The following is a 23,054-nucleotide window of genomic DNA, read 5'->3' on the forward strand; positions in this document are numbered from 1 at the left end:
GGGGGCGCTCAGGCGACGCCGGCATGGGCCGGTGTCGCCTGAGCCAGTGCCACGCATTCCCTGATCGCCTTCCTGCCGGCACCCAATGTGACGGCATTCTTCAGGTGCAACCGCAGGCCCGGCATGAAGATGTGGGTCGGCATCGCATCGGTCGCCAGCGCGACCAGTTCCTTGACCTTTGCGCGAACCGTGCGGCTTTTCCAGGGAACGCTGCAATAGTCGAAGAAGGCTTCGAACTGGTCTGTGGACAGCAGCAGCATCGAGCGAAGGAAGCCGGGCAATTCCGCCTCCATCGCCAGCCAGAACGGATCGTCGCCGACACGGGCGTCCCAGATGGTCTGTTGCTCTGGCGTCAAGACCTTCTCCAGACCATGTCCCGCAAGCTCGGCCTGCTTCACGATGATGGCAGAGCTGACCATCAGGGAGTGAACGCCGAGTCCGGAGACAAGAGAGACGATCTCCTGCACCTGCGTCGGAGAGGCGCCCGTGCGGAAGGCGCCCTTGACCGCAGCCTCTATGTCCATCTGGTTGAGGCAGGGTAGGGAGGTGGCCAGTCCCAGCGACACAAAGGCGCGCTCCTGGGCGGACAATGAATCGCCTTCGGGCGCATTGAGCGCATCCAGCAGGGCTTCCAGACCATCTTCACGAAACAACGACAATCTCCTCTCCATTTATCGTCAACTTATGTGTTGACGATTCATATTTCGTATGTCAACTCATGCGTTGACAAGAGACCATTCTGAGTCTCGGTTGCAAGAAGGAGGAGGATATCATGAGGGCAATTGGAATGCGCCGCATCCACGCAGTTTCACTGTTACTGGCAAGCACATTCATCGGCGGATCGCTCTGGTCGGTAAAGGCAAATGCGCAGGAAGAGGCGCCCCAGGAGGGGGTTGCGAGAACCAGCCTGGACGATATCGTCGTGACGGCGCGTCGTACTTCGGAACGTCTGTCCGATGTCCCGGTTTCGGTCGCCGCGCTGAGCGGTGAGCAATTAGCCGAGCGCCGCATCCTGAGCGACGCCGACCTCCAGTCCGCCACACCGGGCCTCACCATCCGCCAGACCAATTCTTCGAACCAGATCAGCTATTCGCTGCGTGGTCAGTCGGTCGATGCCTTCTCCTTCGCAGCACCGGCGGTGTTGAACTATGTCAACGAATTCAACGCGCAGTCGACATCGTCGAGCGCCTTTTTCGATCTTCAGTCGATCCAGGTTCTGAAAGGGCCGCAGGGCACGCTGTTCGGCCGCAATGCCACGGGTGGCGCGGTGCTCTACGAAACCCAGAAGCCCGAGGATGATTTCGGCGGCTATCTGCGCCTGAGCTACGGCAATTACGACAACAAGCTGGCGGAAGGCGCGATCAACATTCCGGGCGAGGTTGTCGCTGGACGCCTCGCCATGCAATATCAGAAGCGCGACGGCTATCAGCACAATCTGCTGCTGGGCACGCGTAACGCCTCGGTCGACAATTTCAGCATTCGCCCGACCATCCGGATCAAGACCGGCGGCTTCACCAACACGACCGTCTATCAGTATAATTTCTCCGGCGGCGTCAGCGCCGGTCTGCGTGCGACCAACTATTATGGCGTCAACGGCAGCACGGGTGCGGCCGGCAATCCGCTGAACAATTATGTCAATGGCCAGCCCGTTTCCAACAATCTCAATTACGGCCTGCCTTCCGCGACCCTCTATCCTGACGGCATCGCGTCGTCGCTGGATGGCGGCGCGGCGTTTGCGCAATTCGGCTTCTCCGGCCTTCCCAGCTTCATCGACGCGCAGAAGAATTACGGCTTCTACGATATTTTCAACAACCAGACCGGCCGGCATCGCGCCCGCCAGCACATGGTCACCAATACGACGACCTATGAATTCGACAGCGGTATCCAGATCAAGAATGTCTTCGGGTTCAACCATAGCCGCTCGCGCGACAATACCGATGTCGACGGAACGCCGTTCGAGCCGCTGAACATCGGCTTCGGCGGGGGCACTGGTCCGAACAATCCGGGCAATCCCAATGTCGGCGGTCCCACGATCGAAGGCTATACCTATGTCCAGCGCCAATTGTCGGACGAATTGCAACTGTCTGGTAAAGCTGGCCGACTCAAATATATTGCCGGTCTCTATTATTTCAAAGGTAAGGACTATCAGCGGCTGCCCTTGGCCTTTGCACCCGATTATAGTCCAGCGCTGGGCGACAATCTGGGCTTCTTCCTGCGTGAATATACCAACCGCACGGTATCGAAGGGCGCCTATGCCCAGATCACCTATGCGCTGACCGACGCCCTGAACGTCACGGCAGGTGGTCGCTACACTTGGGAAAAGTCGATCTACAAACCCGCCGATCGCGTCGCGGGCAGTTACGACCCCTATTATGACGACTTCAACACCAGCCTGGGCGTCACCGGCGGCACGCTGAAGGCGAGCAAGCCGAGCTGGCAGGTCTCTCTGGACTATAAGGTCACGCCCGAACTGATGCTCTATGCCGTCCATCGCGGCTCGTGGCGCACTGGCGGCTTCAATGGCACGGCCGTCAGCGCCGACGCCAATGGCAATATCATTCCCAACTCGTTCAAGCCTGAAACCACCTATGATTTTGAGGTGGGCGCCAAATATAATGGCGATCTGGGCGGCATGCGGACGACCTTCAACATTGCCGTCTACGATCAATATATCAAGAACGTGATCCGGGCGATCTATCTGGGCGTGGCGGCGGTCAGCGGCAATGTGGAGCGCGCCCGCGTCTCCGGTGTCGAGGCCGATGCCTCCATCCGTCCCACCGACTGGCTCCAGATCGGTGCGACGCTCGCCTATACCGATGCGCGCTACACGCGGAATACGGCGACGGTTGGCAACACCGTCGTGCTGTTCGGCCCCTATGGCGACACGCCAAAATGGACCGGATCGGCCTTTGCCAAGGTGGAACATGAGCTGGGCGACGCCGGCACCGTATCGCTGCGCGGGGATGTCTACCGCCAGAGCAGATTCTTCTACTCGAACGCGGCCAACACGATTTTGCCGGGCACCGACATCAAGGGGTACACGCTGGTCGATCTGCGCGCCGAATGGGCGAATATCTCGGGCACCGGCCTTGGCGTCGCGGCCTATGTGAAGAACCTGACCGACAGGAAATATAATGTCGGCGGCTTCGCGCTGGGCGCGGTCAACGCGATCAATTCCGTCCTGCCGGGCCTGCCGCGCATGTACGGGCTCGAACTCAACTATAAATTCTAAGAAATCCGGGCGCCGGGCGCAGGCCCGGCCCCACGCTTTACATGGGGTTGGAATATGGATGACGTAAGCAAGGTCGTGGAACAGCAGGCCATCGAACGCATGATGTTCGACTATTCCTACCATCTGGACATGAACCATCCCGATCAACTGGCGGCGCTGTTCGTGGAGGATTGCGAGGTCAGCTACGCGCCCAATTTCGGCGCGACCGGCATGGAAGCCTATAAGAAGACGCTCGAAGGCATCGGCGCCTTCTTCAGCGGCACGAGCCATCACAATAGCAACATCACGGTCGATTTCATCAGCCCGACCGAAGCGGACGTCCGCTCGATCGTGCTGGCGATCCACCGCTATGTGAAGGAACGCCCGGACGGCATCCTCTATGGCCAGTATTTCGACCGCGTCGTGAAGGTCGACGGCCAATGGAAGTTCAAGCGCCGCGAACTGCGCACGACGATGACCACCGACTATCATGTGCGAGCGTCCAATCCGATCGGCCGGGCGGCCTAGTGCCATGACCGATTACCAGACCATCAGGTTGGAGCATGAGGCGTCGGTCAGTTGGATCGTGCTGAACCGGCCGGATGCCGCCAATGCCCTGTCGCCGCAACTGCTCGACGAATTTTCCGACGCGCTCGAACGGCTGAAGGGCGAGGGCGCGCCGGTCATCGCGATCCGGGCGGAAGGGCGGGGTTTCTGTGCCGGCATGGATCTGGGCAATTATGGCGGCGATGACAGCGGGCCGCCAGACATCATATCCGACCGCGACCGCCTGCACCGCAATGTCGAGCGCTGGCTGGCGATGTGGGACCATCCCAAGCCGGTGATCGCCGCCGTGCATGGCTATTGCCTGGGCGTGGCGGCGCAGATGTGCGTCTTCACCGACATCACCATCGTCGCTGACGATGCCCGCATCGGTGAGCCGACCATTCCGATCGGCGGCGGCTATGTCGCGCCGACCTGGGTCAGCCTGGTCGGCGCGAAGCGGGCCAAGGAACTCGCCTTCGTGCCCGGGAACTGGATCGACGGGCCGACGGCGGTGGAATGGGGCTGGGCCAATCATTGCGTGCCGCTGGCGGACCTCGTCCCCTCGGTGCGCAGCCTTGCCGAACGGATCGCCTTGATCCCGCCAGAAGTGCTGCGCATCAAGAAGCTGTCGATCAATCGCGCGGCGGAGGCGGCGGGTTTCCGCCAGGCTCTGTCCGGCATCGCGGAGATGGACTCGCTGCTCCATCTGGCGCCCGCCGTGCTGGAGGTACGCGCCCGCATCAAGGAACGCGGCCTCAAGGCCGTGATCCAGGAGTATAAGGTGCCGCCAACGACACCGCTGACCATCACCGAGGAGCAATAATGGCAGACGTCGAATTTTCGCGCGAGGGCAATGTCGCCCACGTTCATCTCAACCGGCCGCAGGGACTGAATGCCATCACGCAGGAGATGGACGATCTCCTGCTCGACGCCTGGACGACGATCAACGAAGACCCGGATATCTGGTGTGCGATCCTCTCGGCCGAAGGGGAGAAGGGCTTCTGCATCGGCGCCGACGTATCGGGTGGTGCGGAGCGCAAGACGCGCATGGCGCTCGGCGGCGGGCTGACCGGCATCGGCGGTCCCTGGGTGCAGCTCAGGAAGCCGTTGATCGCCGCGGTGCAGGGCTTCTGCGTCGGCGGCGGCTTTGAGCTGGCCATGTGTGCCGACATCATCGTGGCGGCGGACACGGCGCAATTCGGCCTGCCGGAAACCAAGGTCGGCATCATCGGCGAATGTGGCGTCGTTCATCGTGCGGTGCGCCAGTTGCCCCATCATATCGCCATGGCGATGATCCTGACCGGGGAACGGATCAAGGCGGACGTCGCCGAGCGTTTCGGCCTGGTGAACGAAGTCGTGCCCTATGCTGATCTCGCCGCCGCGGCGCAGAAATGGGCGGGCAAGATCACGGCTGCCTCGCCACTGGCCAACCAGGCGGCAAAGGCGGCGGCACTTGGTCGCCTCGGCCATCCGCTCGAGGTGGCGTTGATGACCCGCTTCGAGGAAATCGAGCAATATGCCGAAAGCGCCGACAAGCGCGAGGGCGAGGTCGCCGCGGGCGAGAGGCGCAAGCCCGTCTGGACCGGCCGCTGAGCTGTATGCGGCAGGGCAGGGACATGCCCTGCCGCACCGGCATTATCACAGCGTGAGAAGGCATCATGTCAGATAGTCAAACAGTCGATCCCAAGCTCTATCGGCAGGTGCTGGGCCAATATCCCACCGGCGTGTGCGTCATCACGGCCATCGGTGAGGATGGTGTGCCGATCGCCATGGTCGTGGGGTCCTTCACATCGGTGTCGCTCTCGCCGCCGCTGGTCGGCTTCTTCCCCGACAAAGCGTCCAGTAGCTGGGCCAAGTTGCGCTCGAGCAGCCATTTCTGCGTGAACATGCTGGCGGCGACGCAGGAGCATGTGTGCCGGAAGCTCGCGTCGAAAGACCCGGACAAATTTTCCGGCACCGCGCACAGCCTGTCCGACAAGGGCATTCCCTTGTTGCATGATGTCGTCGCCCGGATTGAATGCGACATGCACGACATTACCGACGCAGGCGATCATGAGCTGGCTCTTGGGTTGGTCCGCTCGCTGGAAATCGTATCGGACGCGCCTCCGCTCCTCTTCTGCCAAGGTGGCTATGGGAGCTTTTTGCAAGCGTCGCCTCACGCGCAACAAGGAGTGAAGTGCATTGGCTGAACCCGCCTATATCGTCGATGTCGTGCGTACAGCCGGAGGACGGCGCAAGGGCATGTTCGCGTCGCTACATCCCGCCGATCTGGGCGCCGCCAGTGTGGACGCCCTTCTGGCCCGAACGGGGATCGCTCCGCAGACAGTGGATGATCTCATCTTCGGGTGCGTCAGTCAGATTGGCGAACAATCCAACCATCTCGCCCGTCATGTCGTGCTGGCGTCCAAACTGCCTCAGTCGGTGCCGGCAGTGACGATCGATCGCCAATGCGGGTCTTCGCAGCAAGCGCTGCATTTCGCCGCGCAGGCTGTCATGTCCGGAACGCAGGACGTGGTGATCGCGGGTGGGGTCGAACATATGACCCGCGTGCCGATGGGCTCGCCCTTTCGTCTGCCGGCCGAAGCGGGACTGGGCGTCGGTCCCCTGAGCGAGCGGATCCAGCAGCGCTATGGGGTAAAGGCCTTCAGCCAGTTCATCGGCGCGCAGAGGATCGCGGACAAATATGGCCTCGACAGGGATGCAATGGATCGCTTCGCGCTGGAGAGCCACAGAAAGGCGGCGCAGGCACGTGCGTCGGGTGCCTTCGAGCATGAAATCGTCCCGCTGAGCATCGACCTGCCGGACGGACAAAACCTGTCGTGCGATCGCGACGAAGGAATACGCGAGGACGCTTCGCTGGAGGCGATGGCTGCCGTCGCGCCGATCCTGGAGGGCGGAACGGTTACGGCGGCGAATGCGAGCCAAATGACCGACGGCTCCTCGGCGGCTTTGATCGTCAATGAAAGCGCGCTGCGCCGCCACGGCCTGACGCCAATCGCCCGCATCCACGCCATGGCGGTGACAGCGGGCGACCCCGTCGTCATGCTGGAGGAACCCATCCCGGCGACGCGCAAGGTGCTGGAGCGGGCAGGGTTGTCGCTCGCGGACATCGATCTGTTCGAAGTCAATGAAGCGTTCGCGTCCATTCCCATGGCCTGGCTGGCGGGTATCGGCGCGGATCCTGCGAAAATGAACGTGAACGGCGGAGCGATTGCGCTGGGCCATCCGCTCGGCGCGACGGGAACCAAGCTGATGGCGACCCTGGTTCATGCCTTGCGCGCTCGCGGCAGGAAATGGGGGCTCCAGACCATGTGCGAGGGCGGCGGCATCGCCAATGCGACGATTGTCGAGGCATATTAAGGACAAAAGGGGCAAAATGGATATTCACGGCATTACGGCCATCGTCACGGGCGGCGCGTCGGGGCTTGGCGGCGCGACGGCCGCACGGCTGGCGGAGCGGGGCGCCAAGGTCGCCATTTTCGATCTCAACGAAGCGGCAGGCCGCGCGCATGCGGAGGCCATTGGAGCGTCCTTCCATAGCGTGAGCGTGGCCGATGATCAGGGCGTCGCCAATGCCATCGCCAGCGTGCGGTCCGAACTGGGCGTCCCCCGGTTGCTGGTGAACTGTGCCGGCATCGCCCCGGCGATCAGGACGGTCGGCAAGGATGGTGCGCCCCATCCACTGGATACCTTCCGCAAGGCTATCGAGATCAATCTGGTCGGTACCTTCAACATGATCTCCAAATTTGCGGTCGCACTGATTTCTGCCGATCCGATTGGCGAAGAGCGCGGCATCATCGTTAACACGGCGAGCGTCGCCGCCTATGATGGCCAGATCGGACAGGTCGCCTACGCGGCGTCTAAGGGCGGGGTTGTCGGAATGACGCTGCCGGTGGCGCGCGACCTTGCCCAGCACAGGATACGGGTGGTCACTATTGCACCCGGCATCTTCCTCACGCCTATGCTGATGGGCCTGCCTCAACCCGCACAGGATTCGCTGGGACAGCAAGTTCCGCATCCAAGCCGGCTAGGCAAGCCGGCAGAATATGCGCAACTTGTCGAAAGCATCGTGACCAATCCGATGCTGAATGGCGAGACGATTAGGCTGGACGGAGCGATCCGCATGGCGCCGCGATAGACAGGAGACGATGATGAGCGATCTGGAACTGCGTATCCGACGGCTGGAGGATCGGGCCGCGCTGGACGATCTCAACGTCCGCTATTTCCTAGCCTGCGACAACGATGATTATGCTGGGATTGGAGATATCTTCTCCCGGGAAGCGATTTTTGCGACCTCCGGTAAAGTGGCTGCCACTGGACGGGACACGATTGTTGAGTTCATCCGGGTTTCGCGAAGTCATATGGGGTTAACCGTACATACGCCTCATTATGGACTCTATACCTTCATTGACGATGATCATGTCCAAGGTTTGGTTGGAGTCCATCTGGAACTCGTTCTTGGGGAAGAGACTCTTTTTGGAGCCATGCGGTACCAGGACGAGTATCGCCGCACTGAGGATGGTTGGCGTGTCGCCAGCCGCAATATGCGAACCATTCATATCGCGCCTTGGTCGCAGGTGGGGCAGTCTCTGCTGTCTGACACGCCCGTCCGCTGGCCGGGCGTGCAACCCCTGCCAAGCGACTATCCGCGGCAGCGTTAAGCATCCCGCTTTTCCTGCGATCGTTGAAGATTCTTTTCGCAATCCGCAGTGGTTGAAAGGCAGCTATCCACCGTTTGCATCTTAAAGGAGACTGACCGGAATCGGCCAGCTTTGAGGTGCGTGGACTGGATAGCTGCCCTTCCGGATCTGGAGATCGAAAATGGGTCCCTGTACGGCAAAGAAGGGTCGCTCTCGGTGCCGCAGTTGACCCAATTAATGTTTCGTGACCGATGACAACTGCGAGCCACCTCCGAACGTCAAGGTGAGGGGCCAGAGCGCTGTCTTCGTGAAAAAACGCTCATTCCGGTTTTGCCGGGCCTCATGCAATAGGCCGAGCCAGCTAAGGGGCCGAAGGACATGCACATAGACGAGCGATTTTATATGGTAATCCTTATCATCGCTGCCCGTCAGCCTGGCGCAAAATTGCTTGTCCGTCACACCTGAATGGGCTTCGACGTTCACGGCGTTGAGGACGGAAACCCATTCGATTTCCATCATGTCATCGTGACCGGCGGAAAGGAGCAGATGCTGGGCTAGGGTAATCCAGAGGCTCCCCGGATGCTCCAACAGATCCTTTCCTATTTTGGTTATATGCAAGAAGCCTTTGCGGTGGCGGGCGAGTTTGGCGGCCAGCAGCAAATCATGCAGAATGGCCAATGGCGGGAAGTCATGTTCGTTCAGGACCTTATTGATCGCATAAAGTTCGTCGGCGGTGTAACCAGGCCAATTGAAGGCTTCGGCGGCCCAGGTGACGAAGTAGCGCTTTATCGCCCTGTTGGGCGTGAGGCCGATCGGACCGGCTTCGGCGAGATGACGCAATGTGAGCACGGCCGCTCGATGGAGGGGAGATAGCGCCAACTGCGGGGCGTCAGCGGCTGGGGCGTGAAACTCGATCATCGTGACACGGCTTCTGCCGCGTCGGGGACCTGGAGACAAGAACCGTCTAATCAGCTCCCGTGGCGCGGCTGCACTGCGCCATGTCTTGGAAGGAAATGTGGAAAACCGGGCTGACCGCAGCTGGAGATGAAAAATCGGCGGCTAAACGTCGTATGAGGGTCGACCAAGGAAGCGCTCGTAACCGCCGACATAATTGAGAGAAGAATTCGTAACCTGCCCCTCAGGCATGATGGTAAATTAAGGCGGTCTTCGGCGTACGCGCAGTGTCCCACGCGAAAGGCGTGTTTTGAGGAGGTCACCATGTACAAAGATCCGGCCCAATGGGCGCGTATCCGGCGTCGCGTGGCGGAAGGTGAGGCCATCAGGCAAGTTTCTCGGGCAGAGGGAATCAATCGTAAAACAGTTCGGAAAATCCTGCGAACTGAGCACCCCCTGAAATTCGTTCGTCCGAAGCGATTGACTTTGGTCAGCCATTACGAGGGGTTGATCGATTTGATGCTGTCCGAGGACGAGACCCGACCGCAATGCGATCGCCGAAGCGTGGCCGCCATCTTCCGCGCTATTCGAGATCAGCATGGCTACGTTGGCAGCTACGATTGCATCCTTCGATATTGCCGCAGTGTGCAAGTGCCTCAGATCAACTTTGTGGTTCGACCGACCGCCGGGTGCGGATCGATTAACAGCCTGAGCATCACAAGGGCGCCACGGGCTTACCGGCTCGATCCTCATGCCCTGCAAGAATCGCCCAATATCACACTCAGCCTTCACCGTGATCGCCGAACAGAGCGTGCTGCCGAAGTGGCGAATTGGATCGATAAGCTGCGTGGAGACCGACTGCAACTGCCCTTGCGTGGAGATTCCGAAACCAACCACCGGCTCCTTCGCTGCGTCCACGATTCTCGTAGCCGGCAGCGCAATCGGGCCATCACAGCCTTGGCGCACGAACAAGGCTTTCCCATCCGACGGATCAGTGAATCCCTTCAGATAAGCAGGAACACTTGTCGCCGTTATCTACGAACATATCGAGAAGGAGGCGTCGAAGCGCTTTTGGCGCCAATGACGCGAGGGCCGCGAAAGGCTGAAGATGAAGATCTGAAAACTGCGGTCTTCCGCGTTCTTCACGAACCGCCGAGGGATCATGGGATCAACCGAACGTCTTGGATCATGCGCGATCTCAGAGCCGTGCTTGCGCAGCAAGGACATCCAACCTGCTTGCACGTCCTTCGCCAGATCATCCACGACGCTGGCTGGAAGTGGCGAAAGGCCAGAATCGTCCTCACATCGCAAGACCCTGCCTATCGCGAAAAACTCGCCACAGTCCAAGCGATCCTGTCGAAGCTGGCATCAGACGAGGCCTTCTTCTCAATCGACGAGTTCGGCCCCTTCGCCGTCAAGATGAAACAGGGACTGATGCTCGACCCGCCCGGTCCTCATCGGGTCGTGCCGCAATGGCAGAAATCCAAGGGATGTATGATCATGACAGCGGCCCTTGAACTGAGCGGCAATCAGGTCACGCACTTCTACAGCGACAGGAAAAACACGACCGAGATGATCCGCATGATGGATGCCTTGCTCGACAAGTACGCGGATCGCCGCACGCTGTACCTGTCTTGGGATGCGGCGTCGTGGCACGTCTCCAAGAAGCTCAAGCAACGGATCAACGAGCATAACGCGACAGCGGAGGCATCCGATTTACCGCGCGTCGAGACGGTGCCACTTCCGTCTGGAGCACAGTTCCTCAACGTCATCGAGTCCGTGTTTAGTGGTATGGCGCGCGCCGTAATCCACAACAGCAATTACCTATCGGCCGACGATGCGCGTGCTGCGATCGATCGCTATTTTGCCAGCCGTAACCCTCATGAATCCCCTCATTCAAATGATTCCGAAAGTCCGTTTGAGGAGCTGATGGTGGCGGATAAGGTTCTCGAACTGTAGGATGAGAGGGCGTAGTCTTTCCTCGGGCATGTTGGGGATGAGTTGATAGTACATCACGCCCTGCCGGAAGAGTGAATGCACGCGTCGCGATGTCGTGCTGGTGCGCAGATGGCGGTCGTAGCCGATGGCCTCGCCGGCGGCGCCGAGCACGGTCAGGAGGACAATGGCGAGAGCGGCGATCAGCCACAGCCTGTCGCGCCGGGCGGGCGTGGAGACGCGGGTTGCCGACATGCCCATCCCGAACCGCCAGTCCTTGGCATCGCGAAACGAGCATTCGATGCCCCAGCGCCGCGAGTAAAGATCAATGAGGGTCTTGGCCGTCACCGTGGTCAAGCTGGTCGCGAGGCACCACGGCTCTTTCATATCCTTGGCCTGGACGCACACGACCGCCCCGACGGGGCAACCCTGCGCCGTGACCGTGGCCTCGCGCAACAGCCTGGCACGTCCCGATGGGCCGAGCCACTCCTTTGCCGGACGGCACTCACCGGCGGCCGTCACCTTGATGTTGCCACGAAAGCGGATGACATAGTCGAAGTGCAACTCGTCCTTGAGGACGCCGTAGAGCTTGGTGTCGCCAAAGCCGCGATCGGCGACGAGCAGCACCTTCACTTCTTCTGTCGGCAAGAGCTCGGCAAGCCGGGTGACGATCCAATATTCATAGTGATTGCGCCGCTCTTTCAGCTCCGCCTTGCGTACCGTCAACCACAGTAGCGGCGTTGCCCGGCCATGCTCGGTAAGCAGCGACAGCATCAGGGTCGAGTGCCCGTCGGCATCGAAGTCGGTCCAGTCCATGGCGACGGCGATCTCGGTGCGGCTACCCAGGCAATAGCCGGCCCAGTCGGCCATCAGCGCGTCGACATCGATCCCGTCATTCGACAGCATCCGGTCGACCTGCTTGATCGCGTGACGCGACAGCCCTCCCTGGGCCAGTGCGAGACCGTGGCCAATCGCGCTCACCGCCAGCGACGACGCCTGCAACGTGCCCACCGTCGCCTTCGCCAGCGATGTCACCCGCTTCGCGTGCAGGTCCGCGCCAAAAAGTTCGTCGACAAAGGAATGCACCGCCTCAGAAGAAAACTTCGCCTTGCCGCTCATCTCAATCTGATCCCCCTTCGACACGGAGATGCTGAATCATCTTTCCTGCCCTACGTCATCTCAAAAATGAGGGGATGCCTGAGGCCGTAACCAGCAGTTCCAGGACAACCCCAAGCGTGCTGGCAAACGTATCTGGGGTGAGGAACGTGTTCCATCAGCATTCACCGCGAGCAATAACTGCAAGGATCCTCGCTGGCGATAGGACTCTCTTCTCGGAGGTACGAATGCCCGTTCGCCACATTGCAGACCGACAGAAACTGGGAACGACAAATTGGCGGGTGACCGGCAAGAAAGGGTCGAGGCTGTGTAAAAACGCGTAGGTTTGGCTGGAGGAGCGAGGCGCGAGTAGGCGATGATCAGGCCCGGATCATCTGGATGAGTGGCCGGGTTCCGAAGATCTGGATCATGCGCTTCATATTATAGGCCAGGACGCTCAGGCTCATCTCGGTTCGGACGTTTTTCAGTGTTTTTGTGAGGAAGGGCGTACTGCCCATCCAGGCTTTAAGGGTTCCGAAGACATGTTCGACGGTCTGTCGGCGCAAGCCCATGGCGTCGGGCAGCCTGTCCAGGCGTTGCTGCATCGCATCCAGTACCGCCTCATGGGTCCACCGCTTTACGCGCTTCACCTTCTCCGGCGTACAGCGGGGCCGGAGCTGGCAGGTGGGGCAGGCAGCGAGATTGCGATACTGGTCGATATCACCGTGATGGTCGACGCGGACCCTGCCGCGGGTCAGGTGGGCACCGGCCGGACAAGTGTAATGATCATGGACGACATCGTAAATGAAGTCGGGCTTCGTGAAGTGGCCATGCTTTGCCCGGCCTGTGGTGTCGACCTTGGGCACGCAAGGCAAGACACCAGTTCCTTCGCATTCCAGCACCTGTGCACCATTGTAGTAGCCGCGATCTGCCAGCACCGTGAGTTGATCTGATCCTATGGCATCCAGCGCCGCTCGCCCCATCGGCGCCAGCTGGGTACGATCATGTCCATCGTTCAGAACCTCGTGCGCGACGATGAGGTGATGCTCGGTGTCGACTGCGGCCTGCACATTATAGCCGACCATTCCGGTGCCGCGGCCGGTGGTAGCCATGGACTGCGCGTCGAGATCAGTGAGAGAGACCTGATTGTCGGGAGCCACCTCGACCTGAACCGCCATGTCCTGCAGATACTGCATCTGGCGCCGTAATCCCGCGATCTTCTCCCGGATCTTGTCGGTTCGCACTTCGGGGATGTCGCTATTCTCACGATCGGCCCGGTCCAATGCCGCCAGATAGCGATCTATGCTGGCCTCGACCTGTTCGATCCGCTTGGCGGCCTTATGCGCAGTGAAGTTACGGTCCCGGTTGTTCACCGCCTTGAACTTGCTGCCGTCCACCGCAACCATGGCCCCGCCGAACAAGCCCATGCTACGGCACAGCATCACGAATTGCGCGCATACCGAGCGGATCGCGGTCCCGTTGTCGCGCCGGAAGTTGGCGGTGGTCTTGAAGTCAGGTGCCAGCCGACCCGTCAGCCACATCATCTCGATATTGCGACCTGCCTTACGCTCAAGCCGGCGGCTCGAATGGATCCGGTTGAGATAGCCGTATAGGTAAATCTTCAACATCGTCGATGGATGATAGGCGGGTCGCCCCGTCGCCGCCGGTTCCGCCCCGGCAAAACCAAGAACCGTTAGATCCAGCTCATCGATGAAGGCCTCAACCACCCGCACCGGATTATCCTCGGCGACATAATCATCCAGCGATGCAGGCAGAAAACTGTCCTGCCGCCGGTCTTCCCCTTCGACGAAACGGCCCATGCGAAAGCCCCCCGAAACACCGGAAAACTCTATCACAAACAGGTGTTTTTACACAGCCTCGGTCGATGAGGGCCACCGCCATTTAGTCAATTGCGGTTCATGCTTAAGCTGAAGGAAGCCATGGCGGTTTTTGTACATAGGTCCGCGATGCGATCATGTTCATCGCCTCCAGCCCTGGCAGGTCAAGCATGAAGTCTCTGCCGGTACGTCGAAGCAGCGAACGGCCTTCAAGCTCGTGGAGCATGCGGTTGACGTGGACAGCGGTCAGCCCTAATAGATCGGCAATTTCCTCTTGGATCGCCTCGGCAGCGCAGTGTCCGTTCCCTGCTCATTTTTTTTGGCCGAAACATCTTGAAAGCCGCGCGACTGAAATTAGCTCAATGATACCGGACGCCAAACCGGGTCCGGTTGGACATCGAGAGCGCCGGCTCTTGGTTACCGGCGCATCTCATGCCCAAATTGCTTCGTTTGGAGGATTTGGAGATGAGACCGAACTTTGACTTTACCCCCTATCGCCGATCGACGGTCGGTTTCGACCGGCTGTTCAACCTGCTCGAGGCGGGCGCGCGCGAGGACGATGGCTATCCGCCTTTCGATATCCAGCGGCTCGACGACGACAATTTTCGCATCACCGTCGCGGTCCCCGGCTTCAAGCCGGAGGATATCGAGATCGTCGCGCATCAGAACCTGCTCTCGGTGACCGGCAAGCGAGCCGATGACGCCGACAAGGGCGAATACCTGCATCGCGGTATCGCGGCCCGGGCCTTCGAGCGGCGCTTCCAGCTCGCCGATTTCATCGAGGTCGGCAACGCGAACTTCGAGCACGGCCTCCTGTCGATCGAACTGACGCGCGTCGTGCCGGAGGCGATGAAGCCGCGTCGGATCGAGATCGGCGGCAATGCGTCCGACAGCAAGCGACTGGGCGAGGTGAAGGAAAGAGCGAGCGAGCCTGCCTAAGCCGCGTCCACTGGCCTGCCGGCGCCGCCTCCCGACACACCCCCGCGCGCGGCGGCCGGCAGGTTCAGCCTTTCATCCAGCCAGAAAAGGAGATGTCATCATGGCAATTCGTGATCTCATTCCCTGGAGCCGGCAGGAAAACCGGCTGCCCGTTCCGGTGAGCGCCGAACGGGAAAGGGACACCCATCCACTGCAGTCGCTCCACCGCGACGTGAACCGTCTCTTCGACGATGTCTTCCGCAACTTCGGCATGCCCGCCTTTGCCGGTTTCGACCGCTTGTCGGGATGGCCCCACCTCGAGCTCGGCGAGACCGACAAGGAAATTCGTGTGACGGCGGAACTACCGGGTATGGACGAGCAGGACGTGGAGATTTTCGTCGAAGACGGCGCCTTGACCCTGCGCGGCGAAAAGAAGTCCGAAGTCGACGACAAGGATCGCGGCTACTCGGAGCGCAGCTATGGCCGCTTCGAGCGCCGCATCGGCCTGCCCAGAGGCATCGACCGCGACAAGGTCGCGGCCACCTTCAAGAACGGCGTCCTCACGGTGACGTTGCCCAGAACGGAGGCGGCGGAACAGAACATCCGCCGGATTCCCGTCAATGGCGGCGCCCGCTGAGGGCCGGGCCCGGACTTTCGAGTCCGGGCCTTCGGCCAACGACAACCATGCAGTTGCCGTCGCGGGTGCGACCTCGTTCCCGCACGGCGCCAATGCGATCATCGAGCCGCTGGCCTTGACGACAAACGGCGGCCGACGCCGCCAAAATCGATGGCGGGTCAGGTTCGCGCCGCGCTGGGGCCCGGTCGCCGACCCGCTGATTGGTTGGACCGGCGGAGGCGATCCCCTCGCGACGATCGAGCTACGCTTTCCCGACCGCGCCTCGGCCGAGCGATATTGTCAGAGGCAGGGTCTCATCTTCGAATGCCGGACGGCACGATCGCCAGGCCAAATCCGTCCCGCTATCCCCGATGCCCTGGGTCCCGAGCTTTCCTGCTGGCCCACGGGCCCGCATGCCTTGTGCTGCGGCAATTTCCCTTGTGCCAGCGCGGCCGCCAATGAGGACGATGATCGCAGGTCTGCATAACCTGGGGCGCGCTTCATGTGGGCGAGGACTGCTTGCCAGAGCTTGCAGCGTGCGATGGATGCTCGTGTCGATGCCATGCCTGGTCGAGGGCGGTGAGCACGCGGTCGATAACGGCCGTGTTGCTCGCCGCCTTGGGCAGTTCGCGCACCGCGAAATGCTGCAAGCGGGCAAGGTCTTTCTTGGGCAAGCGCAGTTCGATCTGCTTGGTGGCCAGTTTGTTCGGCGGCTCGGCCACAAGCCAGCATGTGATGGAGCAGCCTTTTGCGTTGGGCAAAGGTCCACCCCAGCGCTCGCAGTTCGCGAGGGGTGATCGACAGAAGCGCGATCGCGAACTCCATGATGTTGCTAAACGGCAGACGTACCGGCACGTCGTCCGGCTTCGGCTTGCGCCACCGCTTGAGCAGACTGCGCGTCACCGGATATCGATCACGCCATCGACCGCGCGCCACTTGGTGGGGCGGATCATCCCCTCGTGCGATATGCACACCGAGTGCAGCGCGGCCTCGATCTCGCGCCGCCAATGCTCGAGAAACTCGAACAGCACTGGAAAATCGGGCGCGAGATCGTACTCCTGCCAGACGAACAGTTGCAGCAGCGAAGGCGCATCGGGACGGTAGTAGTGGATCTGAGCCGTCGTCAGCCGACGGCCCTCTAGCTGCACGATAAAATCCCGGCGGCTCATGGCGAAGGGCGGTGACCTTCCAAGGGCCTGTCGATCGAATGTATGGCGGCAAGGATGTCATCGATCGGCACCGCGCGCCTGGCGCCGGGCGGCTTGCGCAGGCCGGGATGGTCGCGCACCGCGGCGCGGTCGGACGCCCAGGATGCCAGAATGGCGCGCTTCACTTCCGGCTCGAGGCTCGGGCTGTGCGCAACGTCGAAGGGATGAAGATAACGCGAAAATGGCTGCGACATGGCTGTGCCTCCTTCCTTTGTGTCGCTCCTTTTTCATCTGCGGGCGCGGCGGGCCCACGCTGCGAATTTTGGAACGCCGGCGAGTCGAGTCAAGAGGGGAAATTGGTCCAACAGCAAGCCGATAACGCTGGCATTGGCACTCAGCGCTTACGAGTGCCAAATTTTTTCGCGCACCATCTTGACGCAAAAAATGACCTTTCCTAATTCCGCGTCACCTGTCGTTCGAAGGATCGGCAGGTCTATCACATCTCAGTTTTGCATCTGGAGGTTATGCATGCATTTCCGCCCCTTGCACGACCGTGTGGTCGTCCGCCGCATCGAAGCCGAGGAGAAGACCTCGGGCGGCATCATCATCCCCGACACCGCCAAGGAAAAGCCGCAGGAAGGGGAAGTGGTCGCCGTCGGCGCGGGCCTGCGCGACGATAGCGGCAAGCTCGTTGAACTCGCCGTTAAGGCGGGCGACCGCGTGCTTTTCGGCAAATGGTCGGGAACCGAGGTCAAGATCGACGGCGAGGATTTGCTCATCATGAAGGAGAGCGACATCCTCGGCGTAATCGAGGCCGCGGCCCAGCTCAAGCAGGCCGCCTGACAGCGACCTGCATCCTCTGACACGTGGAAGGAAATCGAAGAAAGGAGACGAGGCAATGGCTGCCAAGGAAGTGAAGTTTGCGTCCGACGCGCGTGATCGCATGCTGCGCGGCGTGGATACGCTGGCCAACGCAGTGAAGGTGACCCTGGGACCCAAGGGCCGCAACGTGGTCATCGAGAAATCGTTCGGCGCGCCGCGCATCACCAAGGACGGCGTAACCGTCGCCAAGGAAATCGAACTCAAGGACAAGTTCGAGAACATGGGCGCGCAAATGCTGCGCGAGGTCGCGTCGAAGCAGAACGACAAGGCCGGCGACGGCACCACCACCGCGACCGTGCTCGCCCAGGCGATCGTGCGCGAAGGCACAAAGGCCGTCTCGGCAGGCATGAACCCGATGGACCTGAAACGCGGCATCGACCTCGCCGTCGGCGCCGTGGTCAAGGACCTCGAAGCCCATGCGCGGAAGGTCAGCGCCAACAGCGAGATCGCGCAGGTCGCGACCATCTCGGCGAACGGCGACGAGGAAGTCGGCCGCATTCTCGCCGAGGCGATGGAGAAGGTCGGCAACGAGGGCGTCATCACGGTCGAAGAGGCCAAGAGCCTCGCGACAGAGCTTGAAACCGTCGAGGGTATGCAGTTCGATCGTGGCTATCTGTCGCCTTACTTCGTGACCAACGCGGAGAAGCTCAAGGTCGAGCTCGACGATCCCTACATTCTCATCCACGAGAAGAAGCTGTCGAACCTGCAGGCGATGATCCCGCTGCTCGAGCAGGTAGTGCAGTCGGGCCGGCCGCTCCTTATCATCGCCGAGGACGTGGAGGGCGAGGCGCTGGCGACGCTGGTCGTCAACAAGCTGCGCGGCGGCCTCAAGGTTGCAGCGGTCAAAGCGCCGGGCTTCGGCGATCGCCGCAAAGCCATGCTGGAAGACATCGCGATCCTAACTGCCGGCAACGTCGTCAGCGAGGAACTCGGCACCAAGCTCGAGAACGTCACGATCGGGATGCTCGGCCGAGCCAAGAAGGTCATCATCGACAAGGACAATACGACCGTCGTCGATGGTGCCGGAGCCCGCTCAGACATCGATGCCCGCGTCGCCCAGATCCGCGCACAGATCGAGACCACGACGAGCGACTACGATCGCGAGAAGCTGCAGGAACGCGTGGCCAAGCTCGCGGGCGGTGTCGCGGTGATCCGCGTCGGCGGCGCGACCGAGGTCGAGGTGAAGGAGAAGAAGGATCGCGTCGATGACGCACTCCACGCCACCCGCGCCGCGGTCGAGGAAGGCATTCTGCCGGGAGGCGGTATTCCGCTGCTGCGCGCGCTCAAGGCGCTTGGCGGCCTCAAGGCGGCGAACGACGACCAGCAGTCAGGCATCGATATTGTCCGCCGCGCACTTCGCGCGCCGGCACGGCAGATCGCTGACAACGCCGGTGAGGATGGTGCCTTCATCGTCGGCAAGCTCCTGGAGAGCGAGGACTACAATTGGGGCTTCAACGCCGCCACCGGCCAATATGAAGATCTGGTCGGCTCCGGGGTGATCGATCCCGCCAAGGTGGTCCGCACCGCGCTTCAGGATGCCGCTTCGGTGGCCTCGCTGCTGATCACGACCGAGGCGCTCGTCGCCGAAGCGCCCAAGGATGACAAGGGCGCAAAGGCCGCGATGCCGGAGATGGAGTACTGACACACCAAGGGGCCGGCTGCAGCCGGGTCCCATCATCGAACATGAGGAACTCGACGATGAATGACCACTATCTGCGCTACCTCGAGCGCGAACATGCGCGTCTCGAAGCCGAAATTCGCGAGGAGGAGAAGCGTCCCCTTCCGCGCCATTTCCTGATCGGCCGGCTCAAGAAGCTGAAGCTCGCGGTCAAGGACGAGATAGCGGCCTGCTCGGGGCACGAGGCCGAGCGCGAAGCCGCCTGAGCGAGAGTTCGGTGCGGACGATTTGCGCATTTGCCCGTAACTTTTCGGCAACGAGCGTTTGCCGGAAACCTGAGGCCGACCATCTGCGTTGCATGATCGTCCGCCTCGTTCGGGGAAGCTCGCGAGGATGGAAAGGGGAGCCCCGAGCCAGCCGCCGGGGCTCCTTTCTCTTTCAGCAGCATGGAAAAGCGAGAGGGAGCCTATCACGGCCCTGAGCTGTACGAGCGCTTCGGCCTCGTGCGTCTGGCGGACTTGGCCGCAGCCCGCCGTGGGTGAAGGCGTGATGTCTTGTCCGAGAGCCGGATGCGGGAGATCTGCACGTCCGGTTCGATGAGCAGGGAGTGGAAACGGACCGTCTGGCAAGCCCCACAGCGCGCCGCACGACACCGCGCCACTTCCTGACTCTACCGAGCACGTCGGCGTTGTAGAACCGCGATCCCGCCCGTTAGACCTTAGTTCAGTTCGCAGCGGTAGCGAAATCGACCATGATCTCTCCCGATATGCCTTCGAGTGCCTCGCATACTATGTCGGTGGAGAGATTCTCAGGAATCAACAGCTTCATTTTCCCCTTAAACAGCGGCGCGCCGGACCATGCACTGCCTTCAATGGCAGTAGCAAAATCCTCGATATTGACTTCCAGCCCAGCGAGTACGGTGGTCACTTCACGAACGATTCCGGGGCGATCCTGCCCGACGATTTCGATTGTCAGCGATTGTCCTGCTCGCTCGTCCGTTTTGGCAGACCCGATGATGTCGACTTTGATCCCGAACGCATCGATCCCGCGGGCGGCCTTCTCAAGTTCATCCAGACGCTCTTCAGGCAGTTCGACCAACACCGAGCCGACATATTTTCCGCCGAGCCGCGAAAGATGGCTCTCCAGCCAGTTGCCGCCTGCCGCATATACCGCATCGGCTATCGCGCGAGTGAGGCCGGGGCGGTCGCTGCCGACCACCGTCAGGATTACCGTTCGATCCATGTTTTCACCTCTAGGTTCGGCACTCTCCAGCAACCACTGATAGGATGTTTGGCTTCTTTTGGAGAGGCCAAATGTCATCCCGCCTCCAAAAAATAGACGACAATGGAAGTCGGATTTGTGGAACATGATTTCCATCTCTGACTGGTCGGTCAGGCTCGGGGGCAACCATTTCAATAGGAGGTCGGTTCGACAGCCACAGCGATAGCATGGGCGTTGGATCGCCAAGAAAGATCGCAGGGATAGTGGCGCTTGCGGCTCGAAATTGTCGGGCAGGGGGGAGATTGGTAGCCTTCCACTTGGGCGCCGAGAACCACTGGCAAGGGTGCCACATGCCTTGATTTCCTCACCCCTTGCGGCGCGATCCGCGCCGTTTCCTGGTCTTGGACAGGGAACGAGAACGCCGTCCTCTCTCCCCCGCAACGACAATCGGCCGGGCCGTGGCTCGGCTGCGCCTGCGCCCGCACCACCCCGGCAGATTGTCGTTGCCCCCCTCTCTCCTGCTGCTCGCCGCGAGGCAGGGGCCAGGCGCCGATGACGGTGCCTGACCCAGCATCAGGAGCTTTAAGATGGCAAAGACACCGCAGCAGGAGGCGCGTTCGACCGGTATTCAGGCAAAGACCCAGTCCGTACCCCGCAACCGTATCGCCCATGGCAATTGTATCGAAAAATTGAGAGCGCTACCCAACGGCGCGGTCGATCTTGTCCTGACCGATCCGCCCTATATCTGCCGATACCGTTCGCGTGACGGACGCACGGTTGCCAACGACGATAATTCCGACTGGCTTCGTCCGGCCTTTGCCGAGATTGCGCGCGTGACGAAGCCTGGCAGCTTTGCCATCAGCTTCTATGGCTGGAGTGCGGTCGAAAAATTTGTGCTGGCCTGGCGTTCGGTCGGGCTTGTCCCGGTCGGTCATATCGTCTTCCGCAAACATTATGCCTCATCGACGCGCTTCCTGCGCTACGAGCATGAGCAGGCTTTCCTGCTGGCGAAGGGGCGGCCGGCGCAGCCCGCGCATGCTTTGCCGGATGTGATCGACTGGCCGCGCTATACCGGCAACAGGCGGCATCCCACCGAGAAGCCGGTGGAAATTCTGCGGCCATTGGTCGAGACATTCAGCGCGCCTGGCGACATTGTGCTTGATCCCTTTTGCGGCTCGGGATCGACGCTGGAAGCGGCTCGGACATGTGGGCGCGCTTTTCTTGGCGTCGAACTGGATGGCGAGCATTTCCGCACAGCGAGCAGTCGCATGGGGCTCTTGTCCTGATTTATGAAATGGGGCGCTTCCGTAATGGAAGCACCCCATTCGGAACCTCGGGGGAATGCCGATCGCCAGATGTAGAATCAGGGAATGACGACCGGAATCGTGTTCAAAGCCTTGGCACGCTTGGCCAATTTGCGGTCGAAGGTCAGAAATTCCGTGCAATGGTCCGATCGCGCCAGATGAAGGGCGTCGGCGAAATCCATGCCGCCTTCCATCCACTCCAGCGCCAGCGCCAGTTGAGCCGGTTCCTCCACGGTCATACCCGGCAGGCCGGCGAGCCCGCGCAAGGCGCCGGCAATCTGGGCGGGTTTAAAATCATAACCCGCGCGCAAAACCCACTCCGCCTCCAGCAGCACCGTCACGCCGAGAAAAATCTCCTTGCCTTCAATGGCTCGTCGGGCGGCTTGCGCCTGTTCCGCATCGTCAGCGGTCAGCAGCCGTACAACGATATTGGTATCAATCCCGCGCACGTCGCTTCGCTTCCCTGGCGATGACCGCGTTCATGGCATCGATGGACAATGCGGGCTTGGTCGACCGCAGCGAACCGAAAACGGCATCAATGTCGGTTGGTGCGAAGATCGGCATAGGTTTTAGGAGGACGCCCTCCGGCGTTTCTTCGACGATCAGCTTCGTACCGGCAGGCCAATGCCGCTGCTCGCGGATCGCCTTGGGCAAGATGACCTGTCCCTTGGTCGACACCGTGGTCGTAATCCGTTCCTGCACGCCCATGGCGCCCTCCAAAGTAAGACGAAGGTAAGGTAGGGTAGGCTGTGCTTTAAGGCAAGCGTCCCGGAATTTCAGTCTTCGGCTCCCAAGCCGATTTCGGCTCAGGGCCGAGCCTGTCGCACTGGCCCGCCGACTAAGGGTCAGGCCAAGCGGCCAGTCCAGGTGGACCGGGAGTTTCGGGGTGCTTCTTGCACCTTTTGTAGCAGGGGAGAGCCGCCGCGGCATGTCGGCGGTCGCACTGATCATGGCGCTGAACGACCGCCGTTGAGACTGCCGGACCTCCCGCTGACTTGACCGGCTATCTCTTGAGACCGTCGTTCATGGCAATGGCGGCCGGATAGCGACAACCTTGCCTCCCAGGCTTGACGAAGCGGCGCATGACTTTTCTGGAATGCAATGGGTTCCAGGCCGCTTGTGTCAGCCTTGAATGATCAGTGGAAAATGGAAGGAGGGCGCATCGTCGCCATGGCCCGGGCGTAACGC

General features: G+C 61.0%; 27 protein-coding genes. 16 read left to right on the plus strand and 11 right to left on the minus strand.

All coding sequences use genetic code 11. From position 1 onward, the window contains the following. Window positions 1-8: 8 nt before the first annotated feature. The gene (locus tag HUK73_RS03670; protein WP_255325995.1) at window positions 9-653 is read right to left on the minus strand and encodes a carboxymuconolactone decarboxylase family protein; all 645 of its coding nucleotides are present in this window, start codon (window positions 651-653) and stop codon (window positions 9-11) included. A gap of 119 nt (window positions 654-772) precedes the next feature. Between HUK73_RS03670 and HUK73_RS03675 the strand changes: the two genes are divergently transcribed. From HUK73_RS03675 to HUK73_RS03710, 8 genes are all read left to right on the plus strand, one after another. Further along, a complete protein-coding gene (locus HUK73_RS03675; RefSeq protein WP_176590688.1) occupies window positions 773-3,232 on the plus strand; it encodes a TonB-dependent receptor in 2,460 nt (819 codons plus the stop codon). Between the two features lie 54 nt (window positions 3,233-3,286). Further along, the gene (locus tag HUK73_RS03680; RefSeq protein ID WP_176590689.1) at window positions 3,287-3,739 is read left to right on the plus strand and encodes a nuclear transport factor 2 family protein; all 453 of its coding nucleotides are present in this window, start codon (window positions 3,287-3,289) and stop codon (window positions 3,737-3,739) included. A 4-nt stretch (window positions 3,740-3,743) separates the two neighbouring features. After that, window positions 3,744-4,580, plus strand: coding sequence for an enoyl-CoA hydratase/isomerase family protein (locus tag HUK73_RS03685; protein ID WP_176590690.1), 837 nt, complete (start codon window positions 3,744-3,746; stop codon window positions 4,578-4,580). Then, the gene (locus HUK73_RS03690; RefSeq protein WP_176590691.1) at window positions 4,580-5,350 is read left to right on the plus strand and encodes an enoyl-CoA hydratase-related protein; all 771 of its coding nucleotides are present in this window, start codon (window positions 4,580-4,582) and stop codon (window positions 5,348-5,350) included. Before HUK73_RS03685 ends, HUK73_RS03690 begins: the two co-directional genes overlap by 1 nt. A gap of 65 nt (window positions 5,351-5,415) precedes the next feature. After that, window positions 5,416-5,946, plus strand: coding sequence for a flavin reductase family protein (locus HUK73_RS03695; protein WP_176590692.1), 531 nt, complete (start codon window positions 5,416-5,418; stop codon window positions 5,944-5,946). Then, entirely contained in the window at window positions 5,939-7,117 is a 1,179-nt protein-coding gene (locus tag HUK73_RS03700; RefSeq protein WP_176590693.1) for an acetyl-CoA C-acetyltransferase, read from the plus strand. Before HUK73_RS03695 ends, HUK73_RS03700 begins: the two co-directional genes overlap by 8 nt. 16 nt (window positions 7,118-7,133) lie before the next feature. After that, window positions 7,134-7,895 carry an SDR family NAD(P)-dependent oxidoreductase gene (locus tag HUK73_RS03705; protein WP_176590694.1) on the plus strand — a complete coding sequence of 254 codons (762 nt, stop codon included), beginning with the start codon at window positions 7,134-7,136 and terminating at the stop codon, window positions 7,893-7,895. Between the two features lie 10 nt (window positions 7,896-7,905). Further along, on the plus strand, window positions 7,906-8,418 hold the full coding sequence (locus tag HUK73_RS03710; protein WP_255326188.1) for a nuclear transport factor 2 family protein: 513 nt from the start codon (window positions 7,906-7,908) through the stop codon (window positions 8,416-8,418). Window positions 8,419-8,631: 213 nt separating this feature from the next. Here HUK73_RS03710 and HUK73_RS03715 read toward each other — a convergent pair whose 3' ends face one another. After that, window positions 8,632-9,315: a hypothetical protein gene (locus tag HUK73_RS03715; RefSeq protein ID WP_087574457.1), complete on the minus strand. Its 684-nt coding sequence runs from the start codon at window positions 9,313-9,315 to the stop codon at window positions 8,632-8,634. Window positions 9,316-9,615: 300 nt separating this feature from the next. Here HUK73_RS03715 and HUK73_RS03720 point away from each other — a divergent pair, with 300 nt between their 5' ends. Beyond that, the gene (locus HUK73_RS03720) at window positions 9,616-11,250 is read left to right on the plus strand and encodes an IS630 family transposase (RefSeq protein WP_176590696.1); all 1,635 of its coding nucleotides are present in this window, start codon (window positions 9,616-9,618) and stop codon (window positions 11,248-11,250) included. Here HUK73_RS03720 and HUK73_RS03725 read toward each other — a convergent pair. The 3 genes from HUK73_RS03725 to HUK73_RS03735 form a co-directional block, all read right to left on the minus strand. Then, window positions 11,188-12,345 (minus strand): IS4 family transposase, encoded by a 1,158-nt coding sequence (locus HUK73_RS03725; RefSeq protein ID WP_176590697.1) that lies wholly within the window; start codon window positions 12,343-12,345, stop codon window positions 11,188-11,190. The genes HUK73_RS03720 and HUK73_RS03725 overlap by 63 nt on opposite strands. A gap of 356 nt (window positions 12,346-12,701) precedes the next feature. After that, window positions 12,702-14,141 (minus strand): IS1182 family transposase, encoded by a 1,440-nt coding sequence (locus tag HUK73_RS03730; RefSeq protein WP_176590698.1) that lies wholly within the window; start codon window positions 14,139-14,141, stop codon window positions 12,702-12,704. Between the two features lie 103 nt (window positions 14,142-14,244). Next, window positions 14,245-14,439, minus strand: coding sequence for a helix-turn-helix domain-containing protein (locus HUK73_RS03735; RefSeq protein ID WP_084733210.1), 195 nt, complete (start codon window positions 14,437-14,439; stop codon window positions 14,245-14,247). Between the two features lie 185 nt (window positions 14,440-14,624). On the opposite strand from HUK73_RS03735, the gene HUK73_RS03740 reads away from it, so the two are divergent. The 3 genes from HUK73_RS03740 (at window position 14,625) to HUK73_RS03750 (ending at window position 16,180) form a co-directional block, all read left to right on the plus strand. Then, window positions 14,625-15,098 carry an Hsp20 family protein gene (locus HUK73_RS03740; protein ID WP_176592802.1) on the plus strand — a complete coding sequence of 158 codons (474 nt, stop codon included), beginning with the start codon at window positions 14,625-14,627 and terminating at the stop codon, window positions 15,096-15,098. A 100-nt stretch (window positions 15,099-15,198) separates the two neighbouring features. Beyond that, a complete protein-coding gene (locus tag HUK73_RS03745; RefSeq protein WP_176590699.1) occupies window positions 15,199-15,714 on the plus strand; it encodes an Hsp20/alpha crystallin family protein in 516 nt (171 codons plus the stop codon). After that, a complete protein-coding gene (locus HUK73_RS03750; protein ID WP_176590700.1) occupies window positions 15,698-16,180 on the plus strand; it encodes an NADH dehydrogenase ubiquinone Fe-S protein 4 in 483 nt (160 codons plus the stop codon). Before HUK73_RS03745 ends, HUK73_RS03750 begins: the two co-directional genes overlap by 17 nt. A gap of 13 nt (window positions 16,181-16,193) precedes the next feature. Here the strand turns inward: HUK73_RS03750 and HUK73_RS03755 are convergent, their stop codons facing one another. From HUK73_RS03755 to HUK73_RS03765, 3 genes are all read right to left on the minus strand, one after another. Continuing rightward, window positions 16,194-16,454 (minus strand): hypothetical protein, encoded by a 261-nt coding sequence (locus HUK73_RS03755; protein WP_255326189.1) that lies wholly within the window; start codon window positions 16,452-16,454, stop codon window positions 16,194-16,196. 138 nt (window positions 16,455-16,592) lie between these two features. Next, window positions 16,593-16,862, minus strand: coding sequence for an usg protein (locus tag HUK73_RS03760; protein WP_046764602.1), 270 nt, complete (start codon window positions 16,860-16,862; stop codon window positions 16,593-16,595). Continuing rightward, entirely contained in the window at window positions 16,859-17,095 is a 237-nt protein-coding gene (locus HUK73_RS03765; protein WP_176590701.1) for a hypothetical protein, read from the minus strand. The genes HUK73_RS03760 and HUK73_RS03765 overlap by 4 nt, the downstream gene beginning before the upstream one ends. A 274-nt stretch (window positions 17,096-17,369) precedes the next feature. Between HUK73_RS03765 and groES the strand changes: the two genes are divergently transcribed. The 3 genes from groES to HUK73_RS03780 are packed head-to-tail and all read left to right on the plus strand — an operon-like array spanning window position 17,370 to window position 19,607. After that, entirely contained in the window at window positions 17,370-17,684 is a 315-nt protein-coding gene (gene groES, locus HUK73_RS03770) for a co-chaperone GroES (protein WP_087576271.1), read from the plus strand. A gap of 55 nt (window positions 17,685-17,739) precedes the next feature. Further along, window positions 17,740-19,365, plus strand: coding sequence for a chaperonin GroEL (gene groL / locus HUK73_RS03775; protein WP_176590702.1), 1,626 nt, complete (start codon window positions 17,740-17,742; stop codon window positions 19,363-19,365). A 56-nt stretch (window positions 19,366-19,421) separates the two neighbouring features. Beyond that, window positions 19,422-19,607 (plus strand): YdcH family protein, encoded by a 186-nt coding sequence (locus tag HUK73_RS03780; RefSeq protein WP_176590703.1) that lies wholly within the window; start codon window positions 19,422-19,424, stop codon window positions 19,605-19,607. Between the two features lie 457 nt (window positions 19,608-20,064). On the opposite strand, the gene HUK73_RS03785 is transcribed toward HUK73_RS03780, so the two are convergent. Continuing rightward, the gene (locus HUK73_RS03785) at window positions 20,065-20,661 is read right to left on the minus strand and encodes a glycine cleavage system protein R (RefSeq protein ID WP_255326190.1); all 597 of its coding nucleotides are present in this window, start codon (window positions 20,659-20,661) and stop codon (window positions 20,065-20,067) included. A gap of 488 nt (window positions 20,662-21,149) precedes the next feature. Here HUK73_RS03785 and HUK73_RS03790 point away from each other — a divergent pair, with 488 nt between their 5' ends. After that, window positions 21,150-21,848: a DNA methyltransferase gene (locus HUK73_RS03790; protein WP_176590704.1), complete on the plus strand. Its 699-nt coding sequence runs from the start codon at window positions 21,150-21,152 to the stop codon at window positions 21,846-21,848. Between the two features lie 77 nt (window positions 21,849-21,925). Here the strand turns inward: HUK73_RS03790 and HUK73_RS03795 are convergent, their stop codons facing one another. Then, entirely contained in the window at window positions 21,926-22,315 is a 390-nt protein-coding gene (locus HUK73_RS03795; protein ID WP_176590705.1) for a type II toxin-antitoxin system VapC family toxin, read from the minus strand. Then, window positions 22,302-22,574, minus strand: a complete 273-nt coding sequence (locus tag HUK73_RS03800; protein ID WP_176590706.1) for an AbrB/MazE/SpoVT family DNA-binding domain-containing protein — start codon at window positions 22,572-22,574, stop codon at window positions 22,302-22,304. Before HUK73_RS03800 ends, HUK73_RS03795 begins: the two co-directional genes overlap by 14 nt. Window positions 22,575-23,054: the final 480 nt, after the last annotated feature.

It is taken from the genome of Sphingobium sp. EM0848 (assembly GCF_013375555.1).
Classification (GTDB): domain Bacteria; phylum Pseudomonadota; class Alphaproteobacteria; order Sphingomonadales; family Sphingomonadaceae; genus Sphingobium.